Source organism: Pseudomonas fluorescens group sp. PF-69 (assembly GCF_054481235.1).
Window position 1 is genome coordinate 6234372 of sequence record NZ_JBTMNC010000001.1, and the last position, 15006, is coordinate 6249377.

The 15006-nt window shown below is 56.1% G+C and carries 8 protein-coding genes, 2 tRNA genes, 3 rRNA genes and 1 pseudogene; 5 read left to right on the plus strand and 9 right to left on the minus strand.

Features of this window, described 5'->3' with window-relative positions; translation table 11 throughout:
* Nucleotides 1-49: 49 nt before the first annotated feature.
* Nucleotides 50-1942 (minus strand): penicillin-binding protein 2, encoded by a 1893-nt coding sequence (gene mrdA, locus ACX3YF_RS29050; RefSeq protein ID WP_103405880.1) that lies wholly within the window; start codon nt 1940-1942, stop codon nt 50-52.
* 268 nt (nt 1943-2210) lie between these two features.
* Between mrdA and ACX3YF_RS29055 the strand changes: the two genes are divergently transcribed.
* Nucleotides 2211-3134 (plus strand): TIGR03571 family LLM class oxidoreductase, encoded by a 924-nt coding sequence (locus ACX3YF_RS29055; protein WP_458974725.1) that lies wholly within the window; start codon nt 2211-2213, stop codon nt 3132-3134.
* Nucleotides 3135-3249: 115 nt separating this feature from the next.
* On the opposite strand, the gene rrf is transcribed toward ACX3YF_RS29055, so the two are convergent.
* The 5 genes from rrf to ACX3YF_RS29080 all read right to left on the minus strand — a co-directional run bounded on the left by rrf (nt 3250) and on the right by ACX3YF_RS29080 (nt 8455).
* Nucleotides 3250-3365: ribosomal RNA gene (gene rrf, locus ACX3YF_RS29060) — 5S ribosomal RNA — on the minus strand.
* A gap of 152 nt (nt 3366-3517) precedes the next feature.
* Nucleotides 3518-6409: ribosomal RNA gene (locus tag ACX3YF_RS29065) — 23S ribosomal RNA — on the minus strand.
* 248 nt (nt 6410-6657) lie between these two features.
* Nucleotides 6658-6733: transfer RNA gene (locus ACX3YF_RS29070), tRNA-Ala, on the minus strand.
* 28 nt (nt 6734-6761) lie between these two features.
* Nucleotides 6762-6838: transfer RNA gene (locus ACX3YF_RS29075), tRNA-Ile, on the minus strand.
* Nucleotides 6839-6918: 80 nt separating this feature from the next.
* Nucleotides 6919-8455: ribosomal RNA gene (locus ACX3YF_RS29080) — 16S ribosomal RNA — on the minus strand.
* The 16S, 23S and 5S rRNA genes sit together here with 2 tRNA genes alongside, the layout of an rRNA operon.
* Before the next feature lie 613 nt (nt 8456-9068).
* Between ACX3YF_RS29080 and rhtA the strand changes: the two genes are divergently transcribed.
* Together rhtA and ACX3YF_RS29090 are read left to right on the plus strand one after the other, a co-directional pair.
* Entirely contained in the window at nt 9069-9956 is an 888-nt protein-coding gene (gene rhtA / locus ACX3YF_RS29085) for a threonine/homoserine exporter RhtA (protein WP_130210342.1), read from the plus strand.
* Nucleotides 9957-10123: 167 nt separating this feature from the next.
* Nucleotides 10124-10405 (plus strand): hypothetical protein, encoded by a 282-nt coding sequence (locus ACX3YF_RS29090; protein ID WP_130210344.1) that lies wholly within the window; start codon nt 10124-10126, stop codon nt 10403-10405.
* A 15-nt stretch (nt 10406-10420) separates the two neighbouring features.
* Here the strand turns inward: ACX3YF_RS29090 and ACX3YF_RS29095 are convergent, their stop codons facing one another.
* On the minus strand, nt 10421-10936 hold the full coding sequence (locus ACX3YF_RS29095) for a TetR/AcrR family transcriptional regulator (RefSeq protein WP_458974726.1): 516 nt from the start codon (nt 10934-10936) through the stop codon (nt 10421-10423).
* On the opposite strand from ACX3YF_RS29095, the pseudogene ACX3YF_RS29100 reads away from it, so the two are divergent.
* Nucleotides 10930-11139: pseudogene (locus tag ACX3YF_RS29100) on the plus strand (SDR family NAD(P)-dependent oxidoreductase); the annotation flags it as partial. The gene ACX3YF_RS29095 and the pseudogene ACX3YF_RS29100 overlap by 7 nt on opposite strands.
* A gap of 40 nt (nt 11140-11179) precedes the next feature.
* Here ACX3YF_RS29100 and ACX3YF_RS29105 read toward each other — a convergent pair.
* Nucleotides 11180-12178 carry a zinc-dependent alcohol dehydrogenase family protein gene (locus ACX3YF_RS29105; protein ID WP_458974727.1) on the minus strand — a complete coding sequence of 333 codons (999 nt, stop codon included), beginning with the start codon at nt 12176-12178 and terminating at the stop codon, nt 11180-11182.
* Nucleotides 12179-12278: 100 nt separating this feature from the next.
* Here ACX3YF_RS29105 and ACX3YF_RS29110 point away from each other — a divergent pair, with 100 nt between their 5' ends.
* Nucleotides 12279-13199 (plus strand): LysR family transcriptional regulator, encoded by a 921-nt coding sequence (locus tag ACX3YF_RS29110; protein ID WP_189340468.1) that lies wholly within the window; start codon nt 12279-12281, stop codon nt 13197-13199.
* On the opposite strand, the gene ACX3YF_RS29115 is transcribed toward ACX3YF_RS29110, so the two are convergent.
* Nucleotides 13192-15003 carry an aminopeptidase P family protein gene (locus tag ACX3YF_RS29115; protein ID WP_458945712.1) on the minus strand — a complete coding sequence of 604 codons (1812 nt, stop codon included), beginning with the start codon at nt 15001-15003 and terminating at the stop codon, nt 13192-13194. The two genes, ACX3YF_RS29110 and ACX3YF_RS29115, sit on opposite strands and share 8 nt — an antisense overlap.
* Nucleotides 15004-15006 lie beyond the last annotated feature (3 nt).

The following is a 15006-nucleotide window of genomic DNA, read 5'->3' on the forward strand; positions in this document are numbered from 1 at the left end:
GCAAGTGCCGTAGGGCGTTTGTGTTTCGACAGGTGGATCGCGATGGCTTTCAGACGTGCGGATCGCCCGGTGGTTTGCTCGGCGCGGCGTATTGCGGCTTCAAGTGACCGTCCTGATCAAGTAGCCAGGCGTCCATGATCTGCCGCACCACGGGACCGGCGACGCGGCCACCGGCCTCGCCGTTTTCGATCATCACCGAAATGACAATCTTGGGGTGTTCCGCCGGTGCAAAACCGACAAACAAGGCGTTGTCGCGGTTACGCTCCAGGGTCTTCGCGCGGTTGTAACGCTCACCCTGCTTGATCGCCACCACTTGCGCAGTGCCGCTCTTGCCGGCGATGCGGTACTGCACCCCCACCGCGGCGGCACGGGCAATTCCTCGGGCATCGTGCATCACCATCTGCATGCCATGGTTGACCTGCTCCCAGTCACGGGGATCCTTGAGCAGGATATTCGGCATCGGGTGCTCATCCACAGGTGCGACACCGTCCACGGTCCGGGCCAGGTGCGGGCGGTTCCACACCCCTTTGTTGGCGATCAGCGCGGTGGCCTGGGCCAGTTGCAGCGGGGTGACTTGCATGTAGCCCTGGCCAATGCCGAGGATTACCGTCTCACCCGGGAACCACGGCTGGCGGCGCGTGGCGCGCTTCCAGGCCTGGGACGGCATCAATCCGGGAGACTCTTCGTACATGTCCAGCGAGACCTTTTCACCGAGACCGAACATCGCCATATAGTCGTGCAGGCGATCGATGCCCAGCTTGTGTGCCAGGTCGTAGAAGTAGGTATCGTTGGAACGCATGATCGCCGCGTCCATGTCCACCCATCCGTCACCGCTGTGGTTCCAGTTACGGTACTTGTGATCGAAGTCCGGCAGTTGGTAGTAGCCCGGGTCGAAGACTCGGGTCTGCGGCGTGACCACACCCGCATCGAGGCCGGCAATCGCGACTTCCGGCTTGATGGTCGAGCCCGGCGCATAGAGGCCGCGCAGCACGCGGTTGAACAGCGGCCGGTCGATCGAATCGTGCAGCGCCGCGTACTCCTTGAAGCTGATGCCGGTGACAAACAGATTCGGGTCGAAGCTGGGCTTGCTGACCATGGCCAGCACTTCACCCGTCGACGGATCGAGCGCAACCACCGAACCACGGCGGTCACCCAGAGCTTGCTCGGCGGCTTCCTGAAGCTTGACGTCGAGACTCAGGACGATGTTTTTACCCGGAACCGGGTCGGTGTGCTTGAGCACTCGCAACACACGCCCTTGAGCGTTGGTTTCAACTTCTTCGTAACCGACATGGCCATGCAGCTCCGACTCGTAGAATTTCTCGACCCCGGTTTTGCCGATGGATTGGGTGCCACGGTATTCGACCGAGTCCAGGGCCTTGGATTCTTTCTCGTTGATACGACCGACGTAGCCGATTGAATGAGCGAAGTGTTCAGCGAACGGATAGTGGCGTACGAACTGCGGTTCGACATCGATGCCAGGCAAGCGGAATTCATTGACCGCGAGCACCGCAATCTGTTCTTCGCTGAGCTCATAGAACAGCGTGACCGGTACGAAGGGGTGCCGTGCCTGCTTCATCGCTTTGTCGAACAGCGCGCGGTCTTCGGCAGGCAAGTGCAGCAGGTTGATCACTTCGTCCAGCTCTTGTTTGACGTCCGAAGCGCGCTCGCGGGTGATGGTCAGGTTGTAACTGGGCCGGTTGTCCGCCAGAACCACGCCATTGCGGTCATAGATCAACCCGCGAGTCGGGGTGATCGGCAGGACGTGGACACGGTTGTTTTCAGAGATCGTGGAGTGATAGTCGAATTCGACCACTTGCAGGACATACATGCGCACCACCAGCGCGCAGGTAATGGCGACGACAAACAAGGCGCAGGCGATCAGCCTTTTGTTGACCAGGCGCGTCTCATTTTCGTGGTCCTTGATCGGTATCGGTTCGGGCATTTCTGGAGCAACTCTTTGAAGAGAAAGTGCCGATCCGCGGGCTTGAAATCAGTCCATTAAAAAACGAGCTGCACCATAACAAAAACTGTCCGGTCACTTTAGTGCGATTTCCTCTAAGGGCAGTCGTTGAGCGTCGCAAAGTGATCTCGGTTGCCGCTGACTCGTGCGTCTTAATCAAGACTGATATTCCCATTCGTGCATTTTTCTTGCTGATTCGCCCGTGAATACTGGGTGCATGTCATTCCGTTCTGTTTTTTGGGAGTTATACATGCATCCACGATTTCAACGATTGCTTGGGCCGAATGGGTTTTCCATCGGACTGGAACTGCCACTCGACAATGATTGGTCCAGCGGCGGTCAACGTCTGCGGATGGCCGAAGGTCGACCTTTTGGCGTACCGGACCTGAGGCAGCACGCGGCCATGGCGCGCCTGGCCGACAAGTCGGGTTTTAGCGCCCTTTGGGTTCGTGATGTGCCGATTTATGACCCGCATTTCGGTGATGCGGCACAGGTTTTCGAAACCTTTTCCTATCTCGGGTACCTGGCCGGCATTACCGAAAACATCATGCTGGGTACGGCGGCGGTTGTACTGCCGCTGCGTCAGCCTTGGCTGACGTTGAAATCGGCTAACAGTGTCGATGAGTTGAGTGACGGGCGCCTGCTGCTGGGCGTGGCCAGTGGTGACCGCCCGATGGAGTATCCGTTGTTTGGCGTGGATTACGATCGGCGCGGTGAAATCTTCCGCGATACCGTTGAATTGCTGCGCAGCCAAGGGGAAGGTCGTTTGCCCGAAGGGGCTCGCTTGCTTCCCGAGCGAGGTGAGTCAGCACCGTTGCTCGTTGCGGGTCTTGGCCAACAATCTCCAGCGTGGATTGGTCAACACATGGACGGTTGGCTCGCCTATCCGGGCACACCCGAGGAACATCGTCGCAGAGTCGGGTTGTGGCGCGAGGTTGGCGGCAAAAAACCTTATGTCAGCTTCATTCACCTGGATCTCGCAGACAACCCCCACGCCCCCATGCGACGAGTACGGTTCGGCGGTATTTGTGGGCGATTGGCGTTGATTGACGAACTTCAGGCATTGCGCGAAGCAGGGGTACAGCATGTTGGCCTGCATCTACGGCGCAGTGAACGACCCGTCGCAGAAATTATTGAAGAGATTGCGGAATACGTGTTGCCGAAGTTTCACTAGCGCTTTGGGTTGAAAAAAGGGATAGCCATCAGACTATCCCTTTTTTAGCGACACTTTCCTGCGGACAAAAACAAAACCCCTACCTGCATACGCAGATAGGGGTTTCGGAATTTAATCTTGACGATGACCTACTCTCACATGGGGAAACCCCACACTACCATCGGCGATGCATCGTTTCACTGCTGAGTTCGGGATGGGATCAGGTGGTTCCAATGCTCTATGGTCGTCAAGAAATTCTGTGTGCCGAACCGTCTTTCGACGCTTCAGCAAATTGGGTATGCGATAGTTTGTGTGTTGTGCGAACTTTCGGTTCATTGCGTCTTCACACACCGCAATCTGGCTTTGCTCTTTATTTAGGAGCATGCAAATTGCTTGGGTGTTATATGGTCAAGCCTCACGGGCAATTAGTATTGGTTAGCTCAACGCCTCACAGCGCTTACACACCCAACCTATCAACGTCGTAGTCTTCGACGGCCCTTCAGGGAACTCAAGGTTCCAGTGAGATCTCATCTTGAGGCTAGTTTCCCGCTTAGATGCTTTCAGCGGTTATCTATTCCGAACATAGCTACCCGGCAATGCCACTGGCGTGACAACCGGAACACCAGAGGTTCGTCCACTCCGGTCCTCTCGTACTAGGAGCAGCCCCTCTCAAATCTCAAACGTCCACGGCAGATAGGGACCGAACTGTCTCACGACGTTCTAAACCCAGCTCGCGTACCACTTTAAATGGCGAACAGCCATACCCTTGGGACCGGCTTCAGCCCCAGGATGTGATGAGCCGACATCGAGGTGCCAAACACCGCCGTCGATATGAACTCTTGGGCGGTATCAGCCTGTTATCCCCGGAGTACCTTTTATCCGTTGAGCGATGGCCCTTCCATACAGAACCACCGGATCACTAAGACCTACTTTCGTACCTGCTCGACGTGTCTGTCTCGCAGTCAAGCGCGCTTTTGCCTTTATACTCTACGACCGATTTCCGACCGGTCTGAGCGCACCTTCGTACTCCTCCGTTACTCTTTAGGAGGAGACCGCCCCAGTCAAACTACCCACCATACACTGTCCTCGATCCGGATAACGGACCTGAGTTAGAACCTCAAAGTTGCCAGGGTGGTATTTCAAGGATGGCTCCACGCGAACTGGCGTCCACGCTTCAAAGCCTCCCACCTATCCTACACAAGCAAATTCAAAGTCCAGTGCAAAGCTATAGTAAAGGTTCACGGGGTCTTTCCGTCTAGCCGCGGATACACTGCATCTTCACAGCGATTTCAATTTCACTGAGTCTCGGGTGGAGACAGCGCCGCCATCGTTACGCCATTCGTGCAGGTCGGAACTTACCCGACAAGGAATTTCGCTACCTTAGGACCGTTATAGTTACGGCCGCCGTTTACCGGGGCTTCGATCAAGAGCTTCGCGTTAGCTAACCCCATCAATTAACCTTCCGGCACCGGGCAGGCGTCACACCCTATACGTCCACTTTCGTGTTTGCAGAGTGCTGTGTTTTTAATAAACAGTCGCAGCGGCCTGGTATCTTCGACCGGCGTGGGCTTACGTAGCAAGTACTTCACCCTCACCGGCGCACCTTCTCCCGAAGTTACGGTGCCATTTTGCCTAGTTCCTTCACCCGAGTTCTCTCAAGCGCCTTGGTATTCTCTACCCAACCACCTGTGTCGGTTTGGGGTACGGTTCCTGGTTACCTGAAGCTTAGAAGCTTTTCTTGGAAGCATGGCATCAACCACTTCGTGTTCTAAAAGAACACTCGTCATCAGCTCTCGGCCTTAAGATCCCGGATTTACCTAAGATCTCAGCCTACCACCTTAAACTTGGACAACCAACGCCAAGCTGGCCTAGCCTTCTCCGTCCCTCCATCGCAATAACCAGAAGTACAGGAATATTAACCTGTTTTCCATCGACTACGCTTTTCAGCCTCGCCTTAGGGACCGACTAACCCTGCGTCGATTAACGTTGCGCAGGAAACCTTGGTCTTTCGGCGTGGGTGTTTTTCACACCCATTGTCGTTACTCATGTCAGCATTCGCACTTCTGATACCTCCAGCAAGCTTCTCAACTCACCTTCACAGGCTTACAGAACGCTCCTCTACCGCATCACCTAAGTGATACCCGTAGCTTCGGTGTATGGTTTGAGCCCCGTTACATCTTCCGCGCAGGCCGACTCGACTAGTGAGCTATTACGCTTTCTTTAAAGGGTGGCTGCTTCTAAGCCAACCTCCTAGCTGTCTAAGCCTTCCCACATCGTTTCCCACTTAACCATAACTTTGGGACCTTAGCTGACGGTCTGGGTTGTTTCCCTTTTCACGACGGACGTTAGCACCCGCCGTGTGTCTCCCATGCTCGGCACTTGTAGGTATTCGGAGTTTGCATCGGTTTGGTAAGTCGGGATGACCCCCTAGCCGAAACAGTGCTCTACCCCCTACAGTGATACATGAGGCGCTACCTAAATAGCTTTCGAGGAGAACCAGCTATCTCCGAGCTTGATTAGCCTTTCACTCCGATCCACAGGTCATCCGCTAACTTTTCAACGGTAGTCGGTTCGGTCCTCCAGTCAGTGTTACCTAACCTTCAACCTGCCCATGGATAGATCGCCCGGTTTCGGGTCTATTCCCAGCGACTAGACGCCCTATTAAGACTCGCTTTCGCTACGCCTCCCCTATTCGGTTAAGCTCGCCACTGAAAATAAGTCGCTGACCCATTATACAAAAGGTACGCAGTCACAGAACAAAGTCTGCTCCCACTGCTTGTACGCATACGGTTTCAGGATCTATTTCACTCCCCTCTCCGGGGTTCTTTTCGCCTTTCCCTCACGGTACTAGTTCACTATCGGTCAGTCAGTAGTATTTAGCCTTGGAGGATGGTCCCCCCATATTCAGACAAAGTTTCTCGTGCTCCGTCCTACTCGATTTCATGACCAAGAGATTTTCGCGTACAGGGCTATCACCCACTATGGCCGCACTTTCCAGAGCGTTCCGCTAATCTCAAAGCCACTTAAGGGCTAGTCCCCGTTCGCTCGCCACTACTAAGGGAATCTCGGTTGATTTCTTTTCCTCAGGGTACTTAGATGTTTCAGTTCCCCTGGTTCGCCTCTTAAGCCTATGTATTCAGCTTAAGATAACCATCTTATGATGGCTGGGTTCCCCCATTCAGACATCTCCGGATCAAAGTCTGTTTGCCGACTCCCCGAAGCTTTTCGCAGGCTACCACGTCTTTCATCGCCTCTGACTGCCAAGGCATCCACCGTATGCGCTTCTTCACTTGACCATATAACCCCAAGCAATCTGGTTATACTGTGAAGACGACATTCGCCGAAAATTCGCGCCGCTCAATAAAGAGCAACTCACAAATTTTACCTTAGCCTGATCCGTTACCAGTGAAAGTAACGTTCAGTCTATCTTTCTATCACATACCCAAATTTTTAAAGAACGATCTAGCCAAAGACTAGAAATCAACATTCATCATCGTCTCGATGGAATGCTCATTTCTAAGCTTTCAAACTTCAGAAGCAGTAGTGGTGGAGCCAAACGGGATCGAACCGTTGACCTCCTGCGTGCAAGGCAGGCGCTCTCCCAGCTGAGCTATGGCCCCGTATTTCTACAGGTTTCCCACACAAAATTGGTGGGTCTGGGCAGATTCGAACTGCCGACCTCACCCTTATCAGGGGTGCGCTCTAACCAACTGAGCTACAGACCCAATTTCGGGCTGCTTCTATCGTCTTCTTCAATGAATCAAGCAATTCGTGTGGGAACTTATGGAGCAGCTGAGTCGTCGATTAAGGAGGTGATCCAGCCGCAGGTTCCCCTACGGCTACCTTGTTACGACTTCACCCCAGTCATGAATCACACCGTGGTAACCGTCCTCCCGAAGGTTAGACTAGCTACTTCTGGTGCAACCCACTCCCATGGTGTGACGGGCGGTGTGTACAAGGCCCGGGAACGTATTCACCGCGACATTCTGATTCGCGATTACTAGCGATTCCGACTTCACGCAGTCGAGTTGCAGACTGCGATCCGGACTACGATCGGTTTTATGGGATTAGCTCCACCTCGCGGCTTGGCAACCCTCTGTACCGACCATTGTAGCACGTGTGTAGCCCAGGCCGTAAGGGCCATGATGACTTGACGTCATCCCCACCTTCCTCCGGTTTGTCACCGGCAGTCTCCTTAGAGTGCCCACCATAACGTGCTGGTAACTAAGGACAAGGGTTGCGCTCGTTACGGGACTTAACCCAACATCTCACGACACGAGCTGACGACAGCCATGCAGCACCTGTCTCAATGTTCCCGAAGGCACCAATCCATCTCTGGAAAGTTCATTGGATGTCAAGGCCTGGTAAGGTTCTTCGCGTTGCTTCGAATTAAACCACATGCTCCACCGCTTGTGCGGGCCCCCGTCAATTCATTTGAGTTTTAACCTTGCGGCCGTACTCCCCAGGCGGTCAACTTAATGCGTTAGCTGCGCCACTAAGAGCTCAAGGCTCCCAACGGCTAGTTGACATCGTTTACGGCGTGGACTACCAGGGTATCTAATCCTGTTTGCTCCCCACGCTTTCGCACCTCAGTGTCAGTATCAGTCCAGGTGGTCGCCTTCGCCACTGGTGTTCCTTCCTATATCTACGCATTTCACCGCTACACAGGAAATTCCACCACCCTCTACCATACTCTAGCTTGTCAGTTTTGAATGCAGTTCCCAGGTTGAGCCCGGGGCTTTCACATCCAACTTAACAAACCACCTACGCGCGCTTTACGCCCAGTAATTCCGATTAACGCTTGCACCCTCTGTATTACCGCGGCTGCTGGCACAGAGTTAGCCGGTGCTTATTCTGTCGGTAACGTCAAAACAGCAACGTATTAAGTTACTGCCCTTCCTCCCAACTTAAAGTGCTTTACAATCCGAAGACCTTCTTCACACACGCGGCATGGCTGGATCAGGCTTTCGCCCATTGTCCAATATTCCCCACTGCTGCCTCCCGTAGGAGTCTGGACCGTGTCTCAGTTCCAGTGTGACTGATCATCCTCTCAGACCAGTTACGGATCGTCGCCTTGGTGAGCCATTACCTCACCAACTAGCTAATCCGACCTAGGCTCATCTGATAGCGCAAGGCCCGAAGGTCCCCTGCTTTCTCCCGTAGGACGTATGCGGTATTAGCGTTCCTTTCGAAACGTTGTCCCCCACTACCAGGCAGATTCCTAGGCATTACTCACCCGTCCGCCGCTGAATCAGAGAGCAAGCTCTCTTCATCCGCTCGACTTGCATGTGTTAGGCCTGCCGCCAGCGTTCAATCTGAGCCATGATCAAACTCTTCAGCTCAAACATCTTTGGGTTTTGAGAAAACCCTAAACTTGGCTCAGCAATCGTTGGTTACATCTTTGATTTCTCGCGGAGTAACTTGTGATGCTGATAATCTGTTGACTAGCAGTCTGACTCCACAAGCACCCACACGAATTGCTTGATTCAGTTGTTAAAGAGCGGTTGGTTAAGATTTTTCGCCTCAACCGAGGCTGCGCATTCTACAGCAGCCTCATTTACTGTCAAGTGATTATTTTCAGAAGTTTTCAAGGATTCCTTAACAACTTCAACCACTTGCGCTTTCGATCTCTCGCCAGCGGGAGGCGAATTCTACAGCGTTACTCGCTGCTGTCAACACCTCTTTTTCAACTTCCTTTCGACTTCGATGACCTGAAGCACCCTGCTGCCGAAAACTGCGTAACTCATTGTATTCCAATGAGTTTTCAGTTTCGACTGCGCCGGAAGTGGGGCGAATTATAGGCTTCCAGAATCTGCCGTCAAGCACTGATTTGGGTTTTCTATCAGACAGACAAAATCACCGCTTATATATAGACGCGCCTGTAACGATTGCGCAGTATATTGCCCATTACCAAGAACAATACCCCAAGCTCTCTACTTCGGACGATGCCACTCAATGAATGATCAGCCTCGCAGCCTTGCCTCGACCTTGTTTTCGGTCGGCCTGCTATTAATAGCCATGGCATCGATCCAGTCCGGAGCCTCCCTGGCCAAAAGCATGTTCCCTGTTGTCGGCGCACAAGGGACCACCACCCTGCGCCTGATCTTTGCCAGCGTAATCATGCTGCTGTTGCTCCGACCATGGCGGGCGAAGCTCACGGCAAAATCTCTGCGCACTGTCATCGTCTATGGCATGGCGCTGGGCGGAATGAACTTCCTCTTCTATATGTCTTTGCGCACCGTTCCGCTAGGGATCGCGGTGGCGCTGGAGTTCACCGGGCCATTGGCAGTTGCCATCTACGCTTCACGCCGCGCTATCGACTTTCTGTGGATCGCCCTGGCAGCCGTCGGTCTCCTGCTGTTAATTCCCACAGGAGCAACCACAGCGAGCATCGATCTGGTGGGTGCCGGTTATGCGTTGGGGGCCGGTGCCTGCTGGGCGCTGTACATTCTTTTCGGCCAAAAGGCCGGTGCCGACAATGGTGTGCAGACCGCCGCGCTGGGAGTAATGATTGCTGCGCTGTTCGTAGCCCCCATCGGGATTGTTCATGCGGGCGCAGCGCTGCTGACCCCCTCACTGATCCCGATCGCCCTCGGCGTCGCCATTCTCTCCACCGCACTGCCTTACACCCTGGAGATGGTCGCCCTCACACGCATGCCGGCCAGGACTTTCGGCACATTAATGAGTATTGAACCCGCTATTGGCGCCCTTTCAGGGTTGCTGTTCCTCCATGAGTACTTGTCGCTGTCACAGTGGATGGCCATCCTGTGCATCATTCTGGCTTCCGTCGGTGCCACCATGACGATGGGCAGTGCCGCAAAGCCCGCTGTTGCGGCGGATTGATACAGGAATTGACGAGACTCTGGTATTTACCGCTCAATTAGGCCATGTTTAGGCCCGCAACCCAGTGACAGACATGGACTTTTCAAGACAGGGATATCAGAACGCTTCATGCGTAAGCGATTACAGCCGAACCCGGGCAAAAGACCCGGGACGCTACAAGGACAGCAATGAAACGAATTTTGATACTGATCGCCGTACTTGCAGTTGCGGGCTGCGCGGCGACATCCAAAACCCAGATCAAACACGGCAAGAAAGGACTGCATATCAACTGTTCCGGGCTGTCGTCTTCCTGGGACAAGTGTTATGAGAGCGCCGCGAACTCATGCGCGCCCAAGGGCTACAAAGTCATCGCCAAGTCAGGGGATGTCGTGGAAGAGCCAGGGGACTACCCTTTTGGCCTCAATCCGGCCGGGTATACAAGCCGCAGCATGATCGTCATCTGCAAATAGCTTGAAGCCTCCGTGTCAGGCTCTCGGACTTGCAATCTGGCGGCTGGTCTCATCGTAACTGGACTTCAGCACCCTGCGCTGCAGCTCCGGAGTAACGAGCATCCGCGCCACCACCAACGCCCCGATGCATTGCGACAGAATGGCCCAAGCCAGGCTGTCGCTCTCCAGCACCTGCGCCCAGCTTTCCTGAAGCTGGCAGATCCAGTGCTCTGCCTGCTGCCGTATCACTACGTCGGAACGGGCGATCTCGGCACCCAGGGCCGGTAATGCACAACCGGTTTCCGGATGATCGACATGGGACATGCTCAAGTAATGCTTCAAGCATCGCTCGAGTCTATCCCGGTCCTGATCAGCCCCCAGCCGTTCCAGGCTTTGACGCAGCTCACGCTCGACAATGGACGCGAACAGCTCGTCCTTCGACGAGAAATGGTTGTAGAACGCGCCGCCGCTCAAACCGATCGCTTTCATCAAGCCGTCCATGCCCACGGCGGAAAAACCACACTTCTTGGCCGACACCGAACTGCTTTGCACAGGAAGGTTTCATCGCCTGCCTCACCCGGCGCAGTGCGAACAAACTCCAGCCACTGGTCGATGCCATCAAAGCCAATGGTCACGAGGCCCATGGTTTTGCCTGCGATGCACGCAAGGAAGATGACGTGATCGCACGGGTCGAACAGATCGAAAGCGAAATTGGCCCCATCGAGGCGTTCGTATTCAAGATAATCAGTTGTTCTTCGGCCAGGATCGTCTGGAGGTCGTCCTGGACGCTCTGAGTTAAATGTCGATGACCAACCGCCCTTGCGCCGCTCCCGACAGGAGCAGCTCATGGGCGGCCTCGGCGGATTCCAGGTTGAACCGGTGTGGATCGAGAATGGGCACCACACTGCCCGCTTCGATCAGTCGCGCCGCCTCCTGAAGGATCCGGCCATGGTGCTCACGCCCGTTCCCGGTCAACAACGGTAACAAGGTGAACACGCCGGAATAGGTTGCCCCGCGAAAGGACAGCGGCGCCAGGCTGTGCTGCCCCCAACCCAGACAACTCACCACATGACCGTGATAGACCCGTGCCGCCTTGAAGGACGCATCCAGGGTTTCACCGCCTACCGTGTCATAGACAATGTCAAAACCCTCCCCGTCCGTATGCTCAGCCACGTAGGCCTCCACCGACGTCTTTCGGTAATCAATGAAGGTCGCGCCCAAGCCTTCGATGATTTCCTGCTGCCCCGCCGACCCGGTGGCGAACACCTCGGCACCAAACACGCGGGCGATTTGCACCGCCACATGCCCGACACCTCCTGCACCACCGTGAATCAGCACTTTCTGACCCGCACGCACCCGAGCGCGGTCGACCAATCCTTCCCACGCCGTAATCAGCACCAATGGCAATCCCGCCGCTTCGCGCATGCTCAGATTGGCCGGCTTGCGCGCCAGCAAACGCGCATCGACCACCGCGTACTCAGCCAGCGAACCCTGGACACCGCCGATTCCTGTCGCCATGGCATACACCTCATCGCCGGGCAGCCAGTCACTGACGCCCTCGCCTGACGCTTCGACGGTGCCCGCCAGATCCATACCCAGTACCGCTGGCAGTGGCTGGCGAGCATGGGCAGCCTGGCCCGAACGAATTTTCCCGTCTAACGGATTGACCCCGCTGGCCGCGATCCGCACCAGTACCTGTCCCGCTCCAGGCACCGGTCGCTGAATCGAAGCCAGGCGCAGAGGTGCATTAGCAGAGTCAACAATCAGCGCGCGCATATGCATTGAGTCATTCATTTCGGCTATTCCCGTCAAAGGTGGTAGAGCCATCTTCCAGCAAGCCACTCATGCCGATAAGACGCCGAATAGCTATAGTGACCATTCCCATCTGGCATCAATGAGAAATCCCGTGGACAAACTCCATGCAATGGCGATTTTCGTCCGGGTGGTCGAACGCGGCAGCTTTTCCGCCGTCGCCCGGGAAATGCAGACCAGCCAGCCGACCATCAGCAAAGTACTGCGCGCACTGGAAATCGAGCTGGGTGGAAAGCTGATCGCACGCAGTACCCGTCGGTTATCCCTGACCGATGAAGGCCAGCGCTACTACAACGAGTGCCGACAAATCCTCGCCGCCGTCGATGCAGCCGAGCACAGCTTCCAATCCGGCAGGGAAACGATTGCCGGTCATCTGCGCATCGGCTCGTCGGTCAGCTTCGGGCGCTTGCAGATTGCTCCGCGCCTGCCGGCATTCCTCAAGCGATATCCAGAGATTGAAATCGACCTGCAACTGAATGATCAGAACCAGGACCTGGTCAGCGAAGGCCTGGACGTGACGTTCAGGATCGGACAAATGAATGACAGTGGCCTGATCGCTCGTCACATCGGCACCACCCACCGGGTAACCGTCGCAACGCCCGCCTACCTCAAGCAACACGGTGAACCACAAACACCGCAGCAATTGAGCGAACACAACTGCCTGCTATTCAACCTGCTGAACAGTCAGAACCTGTGGGTTTACCAGCGCGATGGACAACTTCATGAGGTGCGGATCAAGGGCAACGCCCAAAGCAACAACTCCGAGGCGATTCGCGAGATGGTGCTGGGTGGCCTGGGCATTGCGATGTCGCCGGTGTGGCTGTTCAGCGAGGATCTGAAAGCCGGGAGAGTGACCGCGATTCTGCAGAATTACACTGCGCAATCGCTGCCGATACACGCCGTGTCCCCGGCGAATCGTCGTCAATCCGCCAGGGTCAAAGCCTTTGTCGACTACATGAGCCAGGCGCTGGAAGCAGCGCCCGACTTGCAGGCGATCAAATAGCCGCGGTGCGCGTGTTCAACCATTCCAGGGCCGCACCGTCGAGCAACGGGCTCAAGCGCTTGCGCACTTCGGCGTGATAAGCATTGAACCACTGCTTTTCTTCTTCCGTCAGCAGCGACGGCTCCAGGCAACGAGTGTCGATCGGGCACAGGGTCAGGGTTTCGAATTTCAGGAACTCGCCGAATTCGCTGGTGCCTGCTTCGCGGTTCATCGCCAGGTTTTCGATCCGCACACCCCAGCGGCCCGGACGGTAAGTGCCTGGTTCGATAGAGGTGATCATGCCCGGTTGCATCGCGGTTTGCGGTGCAGGTGCGGCTTGATAGGCAATGACTTGCGGACCTTCGTGAACGTTGAGGAAGTAGCCAACGCCGTGACCGGTGCCATGGCCGTAATCGACGCTTTCGGCCCAGATTGGCGCACGGGCGATCGAGTCCAGCAGCGGCGACAGGATGCCTTTCGGGAATTGTGCACGGGACAAGGCAATCACGCCTTTGAGCACACGGGTGCAATCGCGCTTCTGCTCGGCCGTCGGTGTACCGACCGGTACCATCCGCGTGATGTCCGTGGTGCCCCCCAGGTACTGGCCGCCGGAATCGATCAGCAGCAGACCATCACCTTCGATCACCGCGTGTTCTTCTTCGGTGGCGTGGTAATGCGGCATGGCGCCGTTGGCGTTGAACGCGGCGATGGTGTTGAAGCTCAGCGACACATAACCCGGACGGCGCTCACGGGCGGCGGTCAGTTTCTCGTCGATGGTCAGCTCGGTGATGCGCTCGCTGCCCGCGAGTGCCGAGTCCAGCCAGGTGAAGAATTCGCAAAGCGCCGCGCCATCCTGTTCCATGGCCTGACGGATGTGCTCGGCGTCAGCCAGGCTTTTTTGCGACTTGGCCAGGGTGGTCGGGTTCAAGCCTTCGATCAACTTGACGCCGCTGTCGAGGTTATCCAGCAATCCTGCCGTGACCCGCGCCGGGTCGACCAGCAAGCTCGCCCCTTTCGGTACGGCGCGCAGTGCTTCGGCCACTTCGCTGTAATCGCGCAGGGTCACGCCATCCTGTTCAAGGACCGCACGCAGTTCGGCATCGACCTTGCTCAGTGCCACGAACAGGGTTGCCTGCTGCTGGCTGATCAAGGCGAAGGAAACGAACACCGGATTGAACGACACATCGCCGCCGCGCAAGTTGAACAGCCAGGCGATGTCATCGAGGGTGGCGATGAAGTGCCAGTCAGCGCCGCGCGTCTGCAGGGTTTCCCGCAGTTTGGCGAGTTTTTCGCCACGGCTGACGGTCGCCTGCGGAGGCAAGTGCTGATAGATCGGCTCGTTCGGCAGGCTCGGGCGGTCGCTCCAGACCTCGCTCAACAGATCGATATCCGTGCGCAGACGAGCGCTGCGTTCTTCCAGCTTGCCGCTCAAGGTACGTGCGGAGGCCACGGCCATCACCGCGCCATCGACCGCGACCACACCGCCTTCCGGGGTTTGCTCGGCCAGCCAGTCCAGCGGCCCCGGCTGACCCGGTTGCAGCTTGACCAGTTCGATGCCGCTGCCCTTGAGTTCCTTGGTCGCCTGCTCCCAGTAACGGCTGTCGGCCCAGACGCCAGCAAAGTCCGCAGTCACGATCAGGGTGCCGACCGAGCCATGGAAGCCGGACAACCACTGCCGCCCCTGCCAGTAGCCCGGCAGGTATTCGGACAGGTGCGGGTCGGCCGACGGCACCAGCAGGGCGTGAATGCCCTCGCGGCTCATCAGTTCACGGGTTTGCACCAGGCGCTGGGGCACCGATCCATTGATCGAAGACTGCGTACTCATCAT